The 22583-nt window shown below is 62.7% G+C and carries 1 protein-coding gene; it reads left to right on the forward strand.

The annotated features are described in order from the left end of the window. A complete protein-coding gene (locus ABV408_RS05045) occupies positions 1-22551 on the forward strand; it encodes an Ig-like domain-containing protein (protein WP_353981362.1) in 22551 nt (7516 codons plus the stop codon). The last annotated feature ends 32 nt before the right edge of the window (positions 22552-22583 follow it).

Here is a 22583-nt window from a genome sequence, read left to right on the forward strand (position 1 = left end):
ATGGCCGCTCTGCTCACCGTGGTTCGGGTTGATGGCAATGTCTTTGAGCTGGATCCGCGCAAGCTGCTGATCCCGGGCATGGCAATTCCCGAGGGCGCGACCCTGGTGGCGCCAGATGGTGGCAGGCTGATTCTGGCGGACGGTACGGTGTTGCCGCTCAATGCGGGACAGCCGCTGATTCTCCAGGTCGTCGAGGACGTTCCCACGCTGATGGTGACGGATGCCGGCAGCGTCGGTAGTGATGTCGCCGCGCTGCAGGCCGCTATCGCGGCGGGTGTCGACCCGACAGCCATTCAGGAGGCGCCGGCCGCCGGTAATGCGGGCGGTGGTGGCGGCGGTGGCGGCAGCCTCTCGGGTGAGGGCGGTTTCTCCAACTCGTTCGATATCGCTCGGGTGGGTCGTGAGGAGAGCAGCAGCTATAGCTATAACGCTGCCTTCGCGGACCCCGGCGCGCCGGGGGTCACGCCGGCAAGTTTCTCGCCTGCACCTGCTGATGCGTCAGGGGATCTCGAGGGGCCGGCAACCAATCAGAATCCGGTAGCGAGCGCCGATGCCCAATCTACGGGTGAGAACGCGACGCTGAATGGCCAGGTCCCGGCGGCGACCGATGCCGATGGTACTATTGTCAGTTACCAGCTCTCGACCGGCCTGGGGCAGGGCAACGGCAGTCTCAGCTTCAATAGCGACGGTTCCTACACCTTCACCCCTGGTGCCGACTTCGACGCTCTAGCCCCCGGTGAGAGCCGTAACATCACCTTCAGCTACACCGCCACCGATAACGACGGCGGCGTCAGCGCACCGCAGACGGTGACGATCACAGTCACAGGTACCAACGACGTGCCGGTAGCGGTGGCTGATACCGGCAGAACCGGTGAGAACGCCACCCTGACCGCCCAGGTGCCGGCGGCGATCGATGTCGACGGCGCGGTCGAGAGCTACCAGCTGGTGCAGAACGTTGGCGACGGCAACGGCACGCTGACCTTCAATAGCAACGGTAGCTACACCTTCACCCCGGGCACGGACTTTGACGGTCTGGCCGCGGGTGAAAGCCGCAACGTCACCTTCACCTATACCGCCACCGATAACGACGGCGGTGTCAGCGCGCCGCAGACGGTGACCATCACCGTCACCGGCACCAACGACGCGCCGGTGGTCAAGGCCGACACTCAGACCACCGGTGAAAACGCCACGCTGACTAGCCAGGTTCCGGCAGCCACTGATGTCGACGGCACCATCGAGAGCTATCAGCTGGCGACCGACGTCGGCCAGGGTAACGGCAGCCTCAGCTTCAATAGCAACGGCAGCTACACCTTCAACCCGGGGGCGGACTTCGATGGTCTGGCTGCGGGTGAGAGCCGCGACGTCACCTTCACCTACACCGCGACCGACAACGACGGAGGGGGGAGTGCGCCGCAGACGGTGACGATTACCGTGACCGGCACCAACGACGTGCCGGTCGCCAAGGCGGATACCCAGACCACCGGTGAGAATCAGGTGCTCCAAGGTAGCGTGCCGGCAGCTACCGATGTGGATGGCACGGTCGAGAGCTACCAGCTTGTGCAGAGCATCGGCGATGGCAACGGCTCGCTGAGCTTTAACAGCAACGGCAGCTACACCTTCACCCCGGGTACCGACTTCGATGGCCTGGCCGCGGGTGAAAGCCGCAACGTCACCTTCACCTATACCGCGACCGACAACGACGGCGGCGTCAGCGCGCCGCAGACGGTGACCATCACCGTGACCGGCACCAACGATGTGCCGGTCGCCAAGGCGGATACCCAGAGCACCGGTGAGAACCAGGTGCTCCAAGGCATTGTCCCTGCGGCGACGGACGTCGACGGCACGGTCGAGAGCTACCAGCTGGCGACCGACGTGGGCCAGGGCAACGGCAGCCTCAGCTTCAACAGCAACGGCAGCTACACCTTCAACCCGGGCACGGACTTCGACGGTCTGGCCGCGGGTGAAAGCCGCAACGTCACCTTCAGCTATACCGCCACCGACAATGGCGGTGGTGTGAGTGCGCCGCAGACGGTGACCATCACCGTCACCGGAACCGGAACCGGAACCGGAACCGGCACCGGCACCGGCACCAACGATGCGCCGGTAGCGGTGGCCGATACCGGTAGCACCGGTGAGAACGCCACCCTCAATGTGGCCGCCGCCCAGGGCGTTCTGGCCAACGACAGCGATGTCGATGGCGGGGCGCTGACGGTGAGTGCGGTGAACGATAGCGGCACCAACGTCGGCCAGGCGATCACTGGTTCCAACGGCGGCACCTTCACGCTCAACGCGGACGGCTCCTACAGCTTCAACCCGGGTACGGCGTTCGATCGTCTGGCCGCGGGTCAGACCGATACTACCCAGATCGGCTACACCGTGAGCGACGGCCAGGGCGGCACTACCACCTCGACACTGACCGTGACGGTAACCGGCACCAACGACGTGCCGGTGGCCAAGGCGGATACCCAGAGCACCGGTGAGAACGCCACGCTGACTAGCCAGGTTCCGGCAGCCACTGATGTCGACGGCACCGTCGAGAGTTACCAGCTGGCGACCGACGTGGGTCAGGGCAATGGCAGCCTCAGCTTCAACAGCAACGGCAGCTACACCTTCAATCCGGGTACCGACTTCGACGGTCTGGCCGCGGGTGAGAGCCGTGACGTCACCTTCAGCTATACCGCGACTGATAACGATGGCGGCGTCAGCGCGCCGCAGACGGTGACCATCACCGTGACCGGTACCAACGATGCCCCGGTGGCCAAAGCCGACACCCAGACCACCGGTGAGAACCAGGTGCTGCAAGGCAGTGTCCCGGCAGCTACCGATGTCGACGGCACCGTCGAGAGCTACCAGCTGGCGACAGACGTGGGTCAGGGCAACGGCAGCCTCAGCTTCAACAGCAACGGCAGCTACACCTTCAGCCCGGGCGCAGACTTCGATGGCCTGGCCGTGGGTGAAAGCCGTAACGTCACCTTCAGCTATACCGCCACCGACAACGATGGCGGCGTCAGCGCACCGCAGACGGTAACGATCACAGTCACTGGCACCAATGACGTGCCGGTCGCCAAGGCCGATACCCAGACCACCGGTGAAAATGCCACCCTGAACGCTCAGGTTCCGGCGGCGACCGACGTTGACGGTACGGTCGAGAGCTACCAGTTGGTGCAGAGCGTCGGCGATGGTAACGGCTCGCTGAGCTTCAATAGCAACGGCAGCTACACCTTTAACCCGGGTGCGGACTTCGACGGTCTGGCCGCGGGTGAAAGCCGCAACGTCACCTTCAGCTATACCGCCACCGATAACGACGGCGGCGTCAGCGCACCGCAGACGGTGACCATCGCCGTTACTGGCACCAACAATGCGCCGGTAGCGGTGGCCGATACCGGTAGCACCGGTGAGAACGACGCCCTCAATGTGGCCGCCGCCCAGGGCGTTTTGGCCAACGACAGCGATGTCGATGGCGGGGCGCTGACGGTGAGTGCGGTGAACGATAGCGGCACCAACGTCGGCCAGGCGATCACTGGTTCCAACGGCGGCACCTTCACGCTCAACGCGGACGGCTCCTACAGCTTCAACCCGGGTACGGCGTTCGATCGTCTGGCCGCGGGTCAGACCGATACTACCCAGATCGGCTACACCGTGAGCGACGGCCAGGGCGGCACTACCACCTCGACACTGACCGTGACGGTAACCGGCACCAACGACGTGCCGGTGGCCAAGGCGGATACCCAGAGCACCGGTGAGAACGCCACGCTGACTAGCCAGGTTCCGGCAGCCACTGATGTCGACGGCACCGTCGAGAGTTACCAGCTGGCGACCGACGTGGGTCAGGGCAATGGCAGCCTCAGCTTCAACAGCAACGGCAGCTACACCTTCAATCCGGGTACCGACTTCGACGGTCTGGCCGCGGGTGAAAGCCGCAACGTCACCTTCAGCTATACCGCCACCGACAATGGCGGTGGTGTGAGTGCGCCGCAGACGGTGACCATCACCGTCACTGGCACCAACAATGCGCCGGTCGCCAAGGCCGACACCCAGACCACCGGTGAAAACGCCACCCTGAGCGCTCAGGTACCGGCCGCCACCGATGTGGATGGCACCGTCGAGAGCTACCAACTGGTCAATGGTGTTGGTAACAACAATGGTTCACTGAGCTTCAATAGCGACGGCAGCTACACCTTCACCCCGGGTACCGACTTCGACGGTCTGGCCGCGGGTGAGAGCCGTAACGTCACCTTCAGCTACACCGCGACCGATAACGATGGCGGTGTCAGCGCACCGCAGACGGTGACGATCACCGTGACCGGCACCAACGATGTGCCGGTCGCCAAGGCCGATACCCAGACCACCGGTGAGAACCAGGTGCTCCAAGGCAGTGTCCCGGCGGCCACTGATGTCGACGGTACGGTCGAAAGCTATCAGTTGGTCAACGGTGTTGGTAACAACAACGGTTCGCTGAGCTTTAACAGCAACGGCAGCTACACCTTCACTCCGGGCACGGACTTTGACGGCCTGGCTGCGGGTGAAAGCCGTAACGTCACCTTCAGCTACACCGCCACTGACAACAATGGCGGCGTCAGTGCACCGCAGACGGTGACGATCACCGTCACCGGCACCAATGACGTACCGGTCGCCAAGGCCGACACTCAGACCACCGGTGAGAACCAGGTGCTCCAAGGCAGTGTCCCGGCAGCCACCGATGTGGATGGCACCGTCGAGAGCTATCAGCTGGTCAATGGTGTTGGTAACAACAACGGTTCGCTGAGCTTTAACAGCAACGGCAGCTACACCTTCACCCCGGGCGCCGACTTCGATGGCCTGGCCGCGGGTGAGAGCCGTAACGTCACCTTCAGCTACACCGCGACCGATAACGATGGCGGTGTCAGCGCACCGCAGACGGTGACCATCACCGTGACCGGCACCAACGATGTGCCGGTCGCCAAGGCGGATACTCAGACCACCGGTGAGAACCAGGTGCTCCAAGGCAGTGTCCCGGCAGCGACCGATGTCGACGGCACGGTCGAGAGCTACCAGCTCGCGACCGACTTGGGTCAGGGCAACGGCAGCCTCAGCTTCAATAGCAACGGCAGCTATACCTTCACCCCGGGTACGGACTTCGACGGTCTGGCCGCGGGTGAAAGCCGTAACGTCACCTTCAGCTACACCGCCACTGACAACGACGGTGGGGTGAGTGCCCCGCAGACGGTGACCATCACCGTCACCGGCACCAATAATGCGCCGGTAGCGGTGGCCGATACCGGTAGCACCGGTGAGAACGCCACCCTCAATGTGGCCGCCGCCCAGGGCGTTCTGGCCAACGACAGCGATGTCGATGGCGGGGCGCTGACGGTGAGTGCGGTGAACGATAGCGGCACCAACGTCGGCCAGGCGATCACTGGTTCCAACGGCGGCACCTTCACGCTCAACGCGGACGGCTCCTACAGCTTCAACCCGGGTACGGCGTTCGATCGTCTGGCCGCGGGTCAGACCGATACTACCCAGATCGGCTACACCGTGAGCGACGGCCAGGGGGGTACTGCTACAGCCACGCTGACGGTTACCGTGACCGGCACCAACGATGTGCCGGTCGCCAAGGCGGATACCCAGACCACCGGTGAAAACGCCACGCTGACTAGCCAGGTTCCGGCAGCCACCGATGTCGACGGCACCGTCGAGAGCTATCAGTTGGTCAATGGTGTTGGTAACAACAACGGTTCGCTGAGCTTTAACAGCAACGGCAGCTACACCTTCACTCCGGGCACGGACTTTGACGGCCTGGCCGCGGGTGAAAGCCGCAACGTCACCTTCAGCTATACCGCGACCGACAACGACGGTGGGGTGAGCGCACCGCAGACGGTGACCATCACCGTGACCGGTACCAACGATGCCCCGGTGGCCAAAGCCGACACCCAGACCACGGGTGAAAACGCCACGCTGACTAGCCAGGTTCCGGCGGCTACCGATGTGGATGGCACCGTCGAGAGCTATCAGTTGGTCAACGGTGTTGGTAACAACAACGGTTCACTGAGCTTTAACAGCAACGGCAGCTACACCTTCACTCCGGGCACGGACTTTGACGGCCTGGCTGCGGGTGAAAGCCGTAACGTCACCTTCAGCTATACCGCCACCGACAACGACGGTGGGGTGAGTGCCCCGCAGACGGTGACCATCACCGTGACCGGCACCAACGATGTGCCGGTCGCCAAGGCGGATACCCAGACCACCGGTGAAAACGCCACCCTGAACGCTCAGGTACCGGCGGCTACCGATGTGGATGGCACCGTCGAGAGCTATCAGTTGGTCAACGGTGTTGGTAACAACAACGGTTCACTGAGCTTTAACAGCAACGGCAGCTACACCTTTACCCCGGGCGCCGACTTCGATGGCCTGGCCGTGGGTGAGAGCCGTAACGTCACCTTCAGCTACACCGCCACCGACAACGATGGCGGCGTCAGCGCACCGCAGACGGTGACGATCACCGTGACCGGCACCAACGATGCCCCGGTGGCCAAAGCCGATACTGGCAATACCGGTGAGAACACCACCCTCAATGTGGCCGCGGCCCAGGGCGTTCTGGCCAACGACAGCGATGTCGATGGCGGGACGCTGACGGTGAGTGCGGTGAACGATAGCGACACCAACGTCGGCCAGGCGATTACTGGTTCCAACGGCGGCACCTTCACGCTCAACGCGGACGGCTCCTACAGCTTCAACCCGGGTACGGCGTTCGATCGTCTGGCCGCGGGTCAGAGCGATACCACGCAGATCGGCTACACCGTCAGCGACGGCCAGGGGGGTACTGCTACAGCCACGCTGACGGTCACCGTGACCGGCACCAACGACGTACCGGTCGCCAAGGCGGATACCCAGACCACCGGTGAAAACGCCACGCTGACTAGCCAGGTTCCGGCAGCCACTGATGTCGACGGCACGGTCGAGAGCTACCAGCTGGCGACCGACGTGGGTCAGGGCAACGGCAGCCTCAGCTTCAATAGCAACGGCAGCTACACCTTCACGCCGGGCGCCGACTTCGATGGTCTGGCCGTGGGTGAAAGCCGTAACGTCACCTTCAGCTACACCGCGACCGATAACGATGGCGGTGTCAGTGCACCGCAGACGGTAACGATCACAGTCACTGGCACCAACGACGTGCCGGTGGCCAAGGCGGATACCCAGACCACCGGTGAAAACGCCACGCTGACTAGCCAGGTGCCGGCGGCCACCGATGTCGACGGCACCGTCGAGAGCTACCAACTGGTCAATGGTGTTGGTAACAACAACGGTTCGCTGAGCTTTAACAGCAACGGCAGCTACACCTTTACCCCGGGCGCCGACTTCGATGGCCTGGCCGTGGGTGAGAGCCGTAACGTCACCTTCAGCTACACCGCCACTGACAACAATGGCGGCGTCAGTGCACCGCAGACGGTGACGATCACCGTCACCGGCACCAACGATGTGCCGGTCGCCAAGGCCGATACCCAGACCACCGGTGAGAACCAGGTGCTCCAAGGCAGTGTCCCGGCGGCCACTGATGTCGACGGTACGGTCGAGAGCTATCAGTTGGTCAACGGTGTTGGTAACAACAACGGTTCACTGAGCTTTAACAGCAACGGCAGCTACACCTTCACTCCGGGCACGGACTTTGACGGCCTGGCTGCGGGTGAAAGCCGTAACGTCACCTTCAGCTATACCGCCACCGACAACGACGGTGGGGTGAGTGCCCCGCAGACGGTGACGATCACCGTGACCGGCACCAACGATGTGCCGGTCGCCAAGGCGGATACCCAGACCACCGGTGAAAACGCCACGCTGACTAGCCAAGTGCCGGCTGCTACCGATGTGGATGGCACCGTCGAGAGCTACCAACTGGTCAATGGTGTTGGTAACAACAACGGTTCACTGAGCTTTAACAGCAACGGCAGCTACACCTTCACCCCGGGTACCGACTTCGACGGTCTGGCCGCGGGTGAGAGCCGTAACGTCACCTTCAGCTACACCGCGACCGATAACGATGGCGGTGTCAGCGCACCGCAGACGGTGACCATCACCGTGACCGGCACCAACGATGTGCCGGTCGCCAAGGCCGATACTCAGACTACCGGTGAGAACCAGGTGCTCGAAGGCAGTGTCCCGGCGGCCATCGATGTCGACGGTACGGTCGAGAGCTACCAGTTGGTGCAGAGCGTCGGCGATGGTAATGGCTCTCTGAGCTTCAATAGCGACGGTAGCTACACCTTTACCCCGGGTGCAGACTTCGACGGTCTGGGCGCCGGCCAGAGTCGCGATGTGACCTTCACCTACACCGCCACTGACAACGACGGTGGGGTGAGTGCCCCGCAGACGGTGACCATCACCGTCACCGGCACCAATAATGCGCCGGTAGCGGTGGCCGATACCGGTAGCACCGGTGAGAACGCCACCCTCAATGTGGCCGCGGCCCAGGGCGTGCTTGCCAACGACAGCGATGTCGATGGCGGGACGCTGACGGTGAGTGCGGTGAACGATAGCGACACCAACGTCGGCCAGGCGATCACTGGTTCCAACGGCGGCACCTTCACGCTGAACGCGGACGGTTCCTACAGCTTCAACCCGGGTACGGCGTTCGATCGTCTGGCCGCGGGTCAGAGCGATACTACCCAGATCGGCTACACCGTGAGCGACGGCCAGGGCGGCACTACCACCTCGACACTGACCGTGACGGTAACCGGCACCAATGACGTACCGGTCGCCAAGGCGGATACCCAGACCACCGGTGAAAACGCCACGCTGACTAGCCAAGTGCCGGCTGCTACCGATGTGGATGGCACCGTCGAGAGCTACCAACTGGTCAATGGTGTTGGTAACAACAATGGTTTACTGAGCTTCAACAGCGACGGCAGCTATACCTTCACCCCGGGTACCGACTTCGATGGTCTGGCCCCCGGCGAGAGCCGTAACGTCACCTTCACCTACACCGCGACCGACAACGATGGCGGCGTCAGTGCGCCGCAGACGGTAACGATCACAGTCACTGGCACCAACGACGTGCCGGTGGCCAAGGCGGATACCCAGACCACCGGTGAAAACGCCACGCTGACTAGCCAGGTGCCGGCGGCCACCGATGTCGACGGCACCGTCGAGAGCTACCAACTGGTCAATGGTGTTGGTAACAACAACGGTTCGCTGAGCTTTAACAGCAACGGCAGCTACACCTTTACCCCGGGCGCCGACTTCGATGGCCTGGCCGTGGGTGAGAGCCGTAACGTCACCTTCAGCTACACCGCCACTGACAACAATGGCGGCGTCAGTGCACCGCAGACGGTGACGATCACCGTCACCGGCACCAACGATGTGCCGGTCGCCAAGGCCGATACCCAGACCACCGGTGAGAACCAGGTGCTCCAAGGCAGTGTCCCGGCGGCCACTGATGTCGACGGTACGGTCGAGAGCTATCAGTTGGTCAACGGTGTTGGTAACAACAACGGTTCACTGAGCTTTAACAGCAACGGCAGCTACACCTTCACTCCGGGCACGGACTTTGACGGCCTGGCTGCGGGTGAAAGCCGTAACGTCACCTTCAGCTATACCGCCACCGACAACGACGGTGGGGTGAGTGCCCCGCAGACGGTTACCATCACCGTGACCGGCACCAACGATGTGCCGGTCGCCAAGGCGGATACCCAGACCACCGGTGAGAACCAGGTGCTCCAAGGCAGTGTCCCGGCGGCCACTGATGTCGACGGTACGGTCGAGAGCTATCAGTTGGTCAACGGTGTTGGTAACAACAATGGTTCGCTGAGCTTTAACAGCAACGGCAGCTACACCTTCACTCCGGGCACGGACTTTGACGGCCTGGCTGTGGGTGAAAGCCGTAACGTCACCTTCAGCTATACCGCCACCGACAACGACGGTGGGGTGAGTGCCCCGCAGACGGTGACGATCACCGTGACCGGCACCAACGATGTGCCGGTCGCCAAGGCGGATACTCAGACTACCGGTGAGAACCAGGTGCTCGAAGGCAGTGTCCCGGCGGCCATCGATGTCGACGGTACGGTCGAGAGCTACCAGTTGGTGCAGAGCGTCGGCGATGGTAATGGCTCTCTGAGCTTCAATAGCGACGGTAGCTACACCTTTACCCCGGGTGCAGACTTCGACGGTCTGGGCGCCGGCCAGAGTCGCGATGTGACCTTCACCTACACCGCCACTGACAACGACGGTGGGGTGAGTGCCCCGCAGACGGTGACCATCACCGTCACCGGCACCAATAATGCGCCGGTAGCGGTGGCCGATACCGGTAGCACCGGTGAGAACGCCACCCTCAATGTGGCCGCGGCCCAGGGCGTGCTTGCCAACGACAGCGATGTCGATGGCGGGACGCTGACGGTGAGTGCGGTGAACGATAGCGACACCAACGTCGGCCAGGCGATCACTGGTTCCAACGGCGGCACCTTCACGCTGAACGCGGACGGTTCCTACAGCTTCAACCCGGGTACGGCGTTCGATCGTCTGGCCGCGGGTCAGAGCGATACTACCCAGATCGGCTACACCGTGAGCGACGGCCAGGGCGGCACTACCACCTCGACACTGACCGTGACGGTAACCGGCACCAATGACGTACCGGTCGCCAAGGCGGATACCCAGACCACCGGTGAAAACGCCACGCTGACTAGCCAAGTGCCGGCTGCTACCGATGTGGATGGCACCGTCGAGAGCTACCAACTGGTCAATGGTGTTGGTAACAACAACGGTTCGCTGAGCTTCAACAGCGACGGCAGCTATACCTTCACCCCGGGTACCGACTTCGATGGTCTGGCCCCCGGCGAGAGCCGTAACGTCACCTTCACCTACACCGCGACCGACAACGATGGCGGTGTCAGTGCACCGCAGACGGTAACGATCACAGTCACTGGCACCAACGACGTGCCGGTGGCCAAGGCGGATACCCAGACCACCGGTGAAAACGCCACGCTGACTAGCCAGGTGCCGGCGGCCACCGATGTCGACGGCACCGTCGAGAGCTACCAACTGGTCAATGGTGTTGGTAACAACAACGGTTCGCTGAGCTTTAACAGCAACGGCAGCTACACCTTTACCCCGGGCGCCGACTTCGATGGCCTGGCCGTGGGTGAGAGCCGTAACGTCACCTTCAGCTACACCGCCACTGACAACAATGGCGGCGTCAGTGCACCGCAGACGGTGACGATCACCGTCACCGGCACCAACGATGTGCCGGTCGCCAAGGCCGATACCCAGACCACCGGTGAGAACCAGGTGCTCCAAGGCAGTGTCCCGGCGGCCACTGATGTCGACGGTACGGTCGAGAGCTATCAGTTGGTCAACGGTGTTGGTAACAACAACGGTTCACTGAGCTTTAACAGCAACGGCAGCTACACCTTCACCCCGGGTACCGACTTCGACGGTCTGGCCGCGGGTGAGAGCCGTAACGTCACCTTCAGCTACACCGCGACCGATAACGATGGCGGTGTCAGCGCACCGCAGACGGTGACCATCACCGTGACCGGCACCAACGATGTGCCGGTCGCCAAGGCCGATACTCAGACTACCGGTGAGAACCAGGTGCTCGAAGGCAGTGTCCCGGCGGCCATCGATGTCGACGGTACGGTCGAGAGCTACCAGTTGGTGCAGAGCGTCGGCGATGGTAATGGCTCTCTGAGCTTCAATAGCGACGGTAGCTACACCTTTACCCCGGGTGCAGACTTCGACGGTCTGGGCGCCGGCCAGAGTCGCGATGTGACCTTCACCTACACCGCCACTGACAACGACGGTGGGGTGAGTGCCCCGCAGACGGTGACCATCACCGTCACCGGCACCAATAATGCGCCGGTAGCGGTGGCCGATACCGGTAGCACCGGTGAGAACGCCACCCTCAATGTGGCCGCGGCCCAGGGCGTGCTTGCCAACGACAGCGATGTCGATGGCGGGACGCTGACGGTGAGTGCGGTGAACGATAGCGACACCAACGTCGGCCAGGCGATCACTGGTTCCAACGGCGGCACCTTCACGCTGAACGCGGACGGTTCCTACAGCTTCAACCCGGGTACGGCGTTCGATCGTCTGGCCGCGGGTCAGAGCGATACTACCCAGATCGGCTACACCGTGAGCGACGGCCAGGGCGGCACTACCACCTCGACACTGACCGTGACGGTAACCGGCACCAATGACGTACCGGTCGCCAAGGCGGATACCCAGACCACCGGTGAAAACGCCACGCTGACTAGCCAAGTGCCGGCTGCTACCGATGTGGATGGCACCGTCGAGAGCTACCAACTGGTCAATGGTGTTGGTAACAACAACGGTTCGCTGAGCTTCAACAGCGACGGCAGCTATACCTTCACCCCGGGTACCGACTTCGATGGTCTGGCCCCCGGCGAGAGCCGTAACGTCACCTTCACCTACACCGCGACCGACAACGATGGCGGCGTCAGTGCGCCGCAGACGGTAACGATCACAGTCACTGGCACCAACGACGTGCCGGTGGCCAAGGCGGATACCCAGACCACCGGTGAAAACGCCACGCTGACTAGCCAGGTGCCGGCGGCCACCGATGTCGACGGCACCGTCGAGAGCTACCAACTGGTCAATGGTGTTGGTAACAACAATGGTTCGCTGAGCTTTAACAGCAACGGCAGCTACACCTTCACCCCGGGTACCGACTTCGACGGTCTGGCCGCGGGTGAGAGCCGTAACGTCACCTTCAGCTACACCGCGACCGATAACGATGGCGGTGTCAGCGCACCGCAGACGGTGACCATCACCGTGACCGGCACCAACGATGTGCCGGTCGCCAAGGCGGATACCCAGACCACCGGTGAGAACCAGGTGCTCCAAGGCAGTGTCCCGGCGGCCACTGATGTCGACGGTACGGTCGAGAGCTATCAGTTGGTCAACGGTGTTGGTAACAACAACGGTTCACTGAGCTTTAACAGCAACGGCAGCTACACCTTCACTCCGGGCACGGACTTTGACGGCCTGGCTGCGGGTGAAAGCCGTAACGTCACCTTCAGCTATACCGCCACCGACAACGACGGTGGGGTGAGTGCCCCGCAGACGGTTACCATCACCGTGACCGGCACCAACGATGTGCCGGTCGCCAAGGCGGATACCCAGACCACCGGTGAGAACCAGGTGCTCCAAGGCAGTGTCCCGGCGGCCACTGATGTCGACGGTACGGTCGAGAGCTATCAGTTGGTCAACGGTGTTGGTAACAACAATGGTTCGCTGAGCTTTAACAGCAACGGCAGCTACACCTTCACTCCGGGCACGGACTTTGACGGCCTGGCTGTGGGTGAAAGCCGTAACGTCACCTTCAGCTATACCGCCACCGACAACGACGGTGGGGTGAGTGCCCCGCAGACGGTGACGATCACCGTGACCGGCACCAACGATGTGCCGGTCGCCAAGGCGGATACTCAGACTACCGGTGAGAACCAGGTGCTCGAAGGCAGTGTCCCGGCGGCCATCGATGTCGACGGTACGGTCGAGAGCTACCAGTTGGTGCAGAGCGTCGGCGATGGTAATGGCTCTCTGAGCTTCAATAGCGACGGTAGCTACACCTTTACCCCGGGTGCAGACTTCGACGGTCTGGGCGCCGGCCAGAGTCGCGATGTGACCTTCACCTACACCGCCACTGACAACGACGGTGGGGTGAGTGCGCCGCAGACGGTGACGATCACCGTGACCGGCACCAACGATGCCCCGGTGGCCAAAGCCGATACTGGCAATACCGGTGAGAACACCACCCTCAATGTGGCCGCGGCCCAGGGCGTTCTGGCCAACGACAGCGATGTCGATGGCGGGACGCTGACGGTGAGTGCGGTGAACGATAGCGACACCAACGTCGGCCAGGCGATTACTGGTTCCAACGGCGGCACCTTCACGCTCAACGCGGACGGTTCCTATAGCTTCAACCCGGGTACGGCGTTCGATCGTCTGGCCGCGGGTCAGAGCGATACTACCCAGATCGGCTACACCGTGAGCGACGGCCAGGGCGGCACTACCACCTCGACACTGACCGTGACGGTAACCGGCACCAATGACGTACCGGTCGCCAAGGCGGATACCCAGACCACAGGTGAAAACGCCACCCTGAACGCTCAGGTACCGGCAGCCACCGATGTCGACGGCACCGTCGAGAGCTATCAGTTGGTCAATGGTGTTGGTAACAACAACGGTTCGCTGAGCTTTAACAGCAACGGCAGCTACACCTTCACGCCGGGCGCCGACTTCGATGGTCTGGCCGTGGGTGAAAGCCGTAACGTCACCTTCAGCTACACCGCGACCGATAACGATGGCGGCGTCAGTGCACCGCAGACGGTGACCATCACCGTGACTGGCACCAACGACGTGCCGGTGGCCAAAGCCGACACCCAGACCACGGGTGAAAACGCCACGCTGACTAGTCAGGTTCCGGCGGCTACCGATGTGGATGGCACCGTCGAGAGCTATCAGTTGGTCAACGGTGTTGGTAACAACAACGGTTCACTGAGCTTTAACAGCAACGGCAGCTACACCTTCACTCCGGGCACGGACTTTGACGGCCTGGCTGCGGGTGAAAGCCGTAACGTCACCTTCAGCTATACCGCCACCGACAACGACGGTGGGGTGAGTGCCCCGCAGACGGTGACGATCACCGTGACCGGCACCAACGATGTGCCGGTCGCCAAGGCGGATACCCAGACCACCGGTGAAAACGCCACGCTGACTAGCCAAGTGCCGGCTGCTACCGATGTGGATGGCACCGTCGAGAGCTACCAACTGGTCAATGGTGTTGGTAACAACAATGGTTCGCTGAGCTTTAACAGCAACGGCAGCTACACCTTCACCCCGGGTACCGACTTCGACGGTCTGGCCGCGGGTGAGAGCCGTAACGTCACCTTCAGCTACACCGCGACCGATAACGATGGCGGTGTCAGCGCACCGCAGACGGTGACCATCACCGTGACCGGCACCAACGATGTGCCGGTCGCCAAGGCCGATACCCAGACCACCGGTGAGAACCAGGTGCTCCAAGGCAGTGTCCCGGCGGCCACTGATGTCGACGGTACGGTCGAGAGCTATCAGTTGGTCAACGGTGTTGGTAACAACAACGGTTCGCTGAGCTTTAACAGCAACGGCAGCTACACCTTCACTCCGGGCACGGACTTTGACGGCCTGGCTGCGGGTGAAAGCCGTAACGTCACCTTCAGCTATACCGCCACCGACAACGACGGTGGGGTGAGTGCCCCGCAGACGGTTACCATCACCGTGACCGGCACCAACGATGTGCCGGTCGCCAAGGCGGATACCCAGAGCACCGGTGAGAACGCCACGCTGACTAGCCAGGTTCCGGCAGCCACTGATGTCGACGGCACGGTCGAAAGCTACCAGCTGGTGCAGAGCGTCGGCGATGGCAACGGTTCGCTGAGCTTCAATAGCAACGGCAGCTACATCTTCACCCCGGGCACGGACTTCGATGGCCTGGCCGCGGGTGAAAGCCGCAACGTCACCTTCAGCTATACCGCCACCGATAACGACGGCGGCGTCAGCGCACCGCAGACGGTGACCATCACCGTCACTGGCACCAACGATGTGCCGGTCGCCAAGGCCGACACCCAGACCACCGGTGAGAACCAGGTGCTCCAAGGCAGTGTCCCGGCAGCGACCGATGTGGATGGCACCGTCGAGAGCTACCAGCTGGTCAATGGTGTTGGTAACAACAACGGTTCGCTGAGCTTTAACAGCAACGGCAGCTACACCTTTACCCCGGGGGCCGACTTCGATGGCCTGGCCGCGGGTGAGAGCCGTGACGTCACCTTCAGCTACACCGCCACCGACAACGATGGTGGCGTCAGCGCCCCGCAGACGGTGACCATCACCGTGACCGGCACCAACGATGTGCCGGTCGCCAAGGCCGATACCCAGACCACCGGTGAGAACCAGGTGCTCCAAGGTAGCGTGCCGGCGGCTACCGACGTCGATGGCACGGTCGAGAGCTACCAGCTGGCGACCGACGTGGGCCAGGGCAACGGCAGCCTCAGCTTCAATAGCAACGGCAGCTATACCTTCACCCCGGGTACCGACTTCGATGGCCTGTCCGCGGGTGAGAGCCGTAACGTCACCTTCAGCTACACCGCGACCGACAACGACGGTGGGGTGAGTGCGCCGCAGACGGTGACGATCACCGTGACCGGCACCAACGATGCCCCGGTGGCCAAAGCCGATACTGGCAATACCGGTGAGAACACCACCCTCAATGTGGCCGCGGCCCAGGGCGTTCTGGCCAACGACAGCGATGTCGATGGCGGGACGCTGACGGTGAGTGCGGTGAACGATAGCGACACCAACGTCGGCCAGGCGATTACTGGTTCCAACGGCGGCACCTTCACGCTCAACGCGGACGGCTCCTACAGCTTCAACCCGGGTACGGCGTTCGATCGTCTGGCCGCGGGCCAGACCGATACTACTCAGATCGGCTACACCGTAAGCGACGGTCAGGGCGGCACTACCACCTCGACACTGACCGTGACGGTAACCGGCACCAATGACGTACCGGTCGCCAAGGCGGATACCCAGACCACAGGTGAAAACGCCACCCTGAACGCTCAGGTACCGGCAGCCACCGATGTCGACGGCACCGTCGAGAGCTATCAGTTGGTCAATGGTGTTGGTAACAACAACGGTTCGCTGAGCTTCAACAGCGACGGCAGCTATACCTTCACCCCGGGTACCGACTTCGATGGTCTGGCCCCCGGCGAGAGCCGTAACGTCACCTTCACCTACACCGCGACCGACAACGATGGCGGTGTCAGTGCACCGCAGACGGTAACGATCACAGTCACTGGCACCAACGACGTGCCGGTGGCCAAGGCGGATACCCAGACCACCGGTGAAAACGCCACGCTGACTAGCCAGGTGCCGGCGGCCACCGATGTCGACGGCACCGTCGAGAGCTACCAACTGGTCAATGGTGTTGGTAACAACAACGGTTCGCTGAGCTTTAACAGCGACGGCAGCTATACCTTCACTCCAGGCACGGACTTCGACGGTCTGGCCGCGGGTGAAAGCCGCAACGTCACCTTCAGCTACACCGCCACCGACAACGATGGTGGCGTCAGCGCACCGCAGACGGTGACCATCACCGTCACTGGCACCAACGATGTGCCGGTCGCCAAGGCCGACACCCAGACCACCGGTGAAAACGCCACCCTGAGCGCTCAGGTACCGGCCGCCACCGATGTCGACGGTACGGTCGAGAGCTACCAACTGGTCAATGGTGTTGGTAACAACAACGGTTCGCTGAGCTTTAATAGCGACGGTAGCTACACCTTCAATCCGGGTACCGACTTCGATGGCCTGGCCGCGGGTGAAAGCCGCAACGTCACCTTCACCTATACCGCCACTGATAACGACGGTGGGGTGAGTGCCCCGCAGACGGTGACCATCACCGTGACCGGCACCAATAATGCGCCGGTAGCGGTGGCCGATACGCAGAGCACCGGTGAGAACGCCACCCTCAATGTTGCCGCCGCCCAGGGCGTGCTGGCCAACGACAGCGATGTCGATGGCGGGACGCTGACGGTGAGTGCGGTGAACGATAGCGACACCAACGTCGGCCAGGCGATCACTGGTTCCAATGGCGGCACCTTCACGCTGAACGCGGACGGTTCCTACAGCTTCAACCCGGGCACGGCGTTCGATCGCCTGGCTGCGGGTCAGCAGGACACCACCCAAGTCAGCTACACCGTCAGTGACGGTCAGGGCGGTACTGCCACCTCTACGCTGACCGTGACAGTGACCGGTACCAACGACGCGCCGGTCGCCCGCGCTGACACAGGCACCACCGGAGAGAACGTGGCGCTCAATGTTGCCGCGGCCCAGGGCGTTCTGGCCAACGACAGCGATGTCGATGGCGGCACCCTGAGCGTCAGCGCGGTCAATGGCGTGTCGGGCAGCGTGGGCCAGGCCATCGCCGGTTCCAACGGCGGCACCTTCACGCTGAACGCGGACGGTTCGTACAGCTTCAACCCGGGCACGGCGTTCGATCGCCTGGCCGCGGGTCAGCAGGACACCACACAGGTCAGCTATACCGTTAGTGACGGTCAGGGCGGCACTGCCACCTCGACGCTGACCGTGACGGTGACCGGCACCAACGACATTCCGGTCATCAGCGGTGCTGCCACCGGCTCGGTGACCGAGGATACCAACGTCAACGCCGCAGGTAATCTGACGACCAACGGGGCCTTGACGGTCACCGATGCCGACTATGCGCAGAGTGCCTTCGTGCCGGGTAATGCCAGTGCTGCCGCCGGCACCTTGGGCACACTCACCATCACCGCCGGAGGCAACTGGAGCTACAGCGTGGCCAACAGTGCCGTGCAGTATCTGAAGGCGGGTGAGACCAAGGTCGAGAACTTCACCGTGAACACCCTCGACGGCACCACCAAGACGATTTCGGTGACTATCGCGGGTACCAACGAGCTGCCGGAAGCACGCGATGTCAGCGTCACGGGTAGTGAAGATCCGTCACCCCTGATCGCGGTCAATCTGTCGGGTACGGATGCCGATGGCACGATCGCGAGCTTCCAGCTCACGGCTCTGGGGGCCAACGGCAAGTTCTACAGCGATGCCGCGGGCACCCAGCAGTTGGCCACCGGTGCAACACTGTCAGCCAGCAACAATGGGGCGACGGTCTACTTCAAACCCGATGGCAACTGGTCTGGCACGACTTCACTCAAGTACACGGCGATCGACAACCTGGGGGGCAAGGACGCCACGCCGGCGACGGCCATGATCAATGTGACGGCAGTGGCCGATGCACCCTCGCTGACGCTGAGTGGTAACAACGTCAACGGTAGTGGGCTGCTCAAGGAGACCTTTACCAACCTTGCTTTGGGGAGCGACGGTAGCGGTGCCAATCCGGCGACACTGCAGTCGACGATCGACGCTGCCGGCACGCCGGCGAGCAGTGGCAATACCACCAACGCTGCCAATAGCAACGTCGCCGTAGGAACCGCGACGCATCTCTCTGGGCTGATGTATCTGGAAGCGGGCAAGACCTATGCCTTCAGCGGGGTCGGCGACGACAGTATTCGCCTGCTGGTCGGTGGCAACGTGGTTGCCCAGGCGACCTGGGGCGGTTCCGCTGGTGCCTACTCGGGCTCGTTCCAGCCCAGCGTGAGCGGTTACTACACCCTGGATCTCTATCATCACAACCAGGCTGGCGAGGGTAACTACAGTCTCAACGTCGGCGTCAACGGCAGTGCCCCGCAGCCTCTCAATACCGCCAACTACGTGTTGATGCAGGATGTCAGCGCGCTCGACGCCGCCAACGTCAACCACTCCGGGCTGCTCGGCAGCGATGGCCATGGCAATGGCTACTACCAGCTCTACGCCATGAACGAAGGTGACGAGGACTCGGTGATCCATCTGTCCAAGATCGCCACGGCACTGACCGACACCGATGGCTCGGAGACGCTCAGCGGCGTCAGGCTGAGCGGTATTCCGGCAGGCGCGACGCTGAGCGATGGTAGTCATACCTTCATCGGCGGCAGCGGCAGCACCAGCGTGGATCTGAGTGGCTGGAATCTCAATACGCTGACCCTCAAACCGGCGGCCAACTACAACGGCACGATCAACCTGACCGCTGCGGTCACGTCGACCGAGAGCAGCAACGGCGACAGCGCGACGACCAGCGTGGCCATTCCGGTCACCGTGCATCCGGTCAACGACGCGCCGGTGATCGTGGCGCAGGGCTACAGCGCCACCGTCTCCGAAGAGGGGTTACCGGGCGGTGCGCCGGATACCCAGGGCACGTCCGACACGACCGATTCAGCGACCGCCAGTGGCCGTGTGGTCGCCACCGATGTCGATGGCGACAAGCTGACCTATACGCTGACGGCGCCGACCACGGCGTTGACCTCCGGAGGCACCGCGATCACCTGGAGTGGCAGCGACAGTGGCACGCTGATTGGTTCGGCCGGTGGTAAGGAGGTGATTCGCGCCACCATCGACGCCAATGGCCAGTATCAGGTCACGCTGAAAGCCGGGGTCGATCACCCGAAGAGCGGCGAAGACACCCTGAGCTTCAATCTCGGGGTCAAGGTCAGCGATGGTAGCTTGAGCGCCAACAGCAGCATCGGCGTCACCGTCGAGGACGACTCGCCGATAGCCAGCACGCGTGACGTCAACTTCGTGCAGGGGGCGATCAACACCAACGTACTGCTGGTGGTGGATACGTCGGCCAGCATGAACGACAGAGTCACGGTGGATGGTGTCGAGCAGACGCGGTTGCAGGTGCTGCAGCAGTCGATTCGCGACATGCTCGGCCGCTACGATGACATCGGTAACGTCAAGGTGGCGCTGGCGCCGTTCTCCGATCAGCTCGACAGCTCGCCCAAACAGTGGATGACGGTCGCCGATGCGCTCAAGGTCGTCGACGCGCTGCAGGCCAATGGCGGCACCAACTACGACTATGCGCTGAGCAACGCCCAGAACGCCTGGAACGGCAGCGGCAAGCTGACTGGCGACGTGCAGAACGTCTCCTACTTCTTCTCCGACGGTCAACCCACGTTGTCGAGCGCCTATCCGACGGCATCACAGACCAACCCGGGCGATACCGTGAACGTCAATCTGGGCGATGGTATCGATGCCAGCGAAGAGGCCGCCTGGAAGGCGTTCCTTGGCAAGAACGGTATCGATTCCCTGGCGCTGGGGATCGGTGGTGACGTCAGTCAGACCTATCTCAATCCGGTGGCCTACGATGGCCGCACCGGAGACGATACCAATGCCGTGATCATCCGCGATCTCAATGCGCTCGATGACGTTGTCTCGGGGACGGTGCAGATGCCGTTGCTGCAGGACGGCCTGCTGAGTGGTAGCGCTCACGGGCTGTCGCTGATGGGCGGCGATGGCGGTTTCGTCAAGAGCCTGGCGGTCGACGGCGTGACCTTCACCTTCGACAAGAGCAGCGGCGCCATCAGCGCCTCGTCGAGCACTGTCAGCTACACCTACGACAGCAGTTCGCACAAGCTCGGTATCACCACCGAGCTGGGCGGCAAGCTGATCATGGACATGGACGATGGCAGCTATCGCTACACGGCGAAGCTGAGCAGCTTCGGCACCGATGCCATTCGCTACACCCTGAGTGACGCCGATGGTGACACCGCCAGCGGGGTGATGAACATCAACGTCAAGAACGGGGTTACCTCGGCGCACGATGACCACATCATCACCAATATCCTGAGCCCGAGCCTGAGCATCGGTGCCGACGTGCTGCTCGCCAATGACGCCATCGCGGCGGGTACCACGGCGACCACCAACGGGCTGACACTGACCACCGGCTGGAAGGATCGTGCATCCGATTTCACCGCGGCCAGCGTACAGGTTCAGGACAAGCGCAGCGTCGACAGCTTCGCGCTCGATCGTGGCAGCTTCTCTACCGCAGCCCAGGCGACCAACACCGCCGCGACCGTGGTGCGAGGGAGCCTGGCGGCGGGTAGTGCGTTGTTCGGATTCGGCAGCAACGCCAACGATCTCATGACGCTGACCCTGCGTGCCGGTGAATCCCTGACCCTGGCGACCAATGTCGCTGCCAGTGTGGCGCTGGCCTATAGGGGCGCCGGAGATAACTACTTCAGCGCGCTGGCCAACGGCGGCACCTTCACCAATACGAGCGGCGCCGACAAGAGCTATACCGTTGCCGTCATGAACGTGAAGGATAGCGGCTCGGGGCTACTCGACGGCTATGGTGCCGAGACCTACGACCTATCGATGAAGATCGGTTATGCCAACGCCGCTGACATGACCACGACGCTGAGGACCGACTACACGCTCACCGGTAGTGATGGCACCACCGATACGGCAGCGGTCACCGTCGACTATCATCGCGGGCAGACGCTGACCGGCAGCGACGGCAACGACACCCTGATGGCCAACGACAGCGGTACGACGCTCAATGGTGGCAAGGGCGACGACGTGCTGATCGGCGGCAAGGGCAACGACATCCTCACCGGTGGCGACGGCAACGACATCCTGCGCGGCGGCGAAGGCAACGATACCCTGAGCGGCGGTGTCGGTCGTGATACCTTGAGCGGCGGCGCCGGCAACGACATCCTCGATGGCGGTGCAGGGGCCGATCGCCTCGAGGGCGGCAAGGGCAACGACATTCTCACCGGTGGGGACGGCAGCGATACCTTCGCCTGGATGCGTGGCGACCAGGGCTCCTCGAGCGTTCCGGCGGTTGACCGTATTACCGACTTCAAGGGCGGCGACGGTGGAGACCGGCTGGATCTCTCCGACATGCTCGATATCGGCAGTTCGAGCCTCTCCAACGCCGATCTGGCGTCGCTGGCGTCCCAGCAGCTGCACTTCGTCAAGGGTGAGGCCAGCGGTGCGCCGGGTAATGCCACCGGCGGTGGCTCGACGCTGGAGATCAAGACCGACGGGCCCAACGGGGCAGTGACCCAGAAAATCGTCTTCAGCAACGTCGATATGACCAGTCTGGGCGGCTCCGATACCGAGATCATCAAGACGCTGCTGGATCACGGCAACCTGAAGACGAACATGGACGGTTAAGGGGGCAACAAGTTGAGGCGTGCCATAATGAA

This window comes from Salinicola endophyticus, from assembly GCF_040536835.1.
GTDB lineage: Bacteria > Pseudomonadota > Gammaproteobacteria > Pseudomonadales > Halomonadaceae > Salinicola > Salinicola endophyticus_A.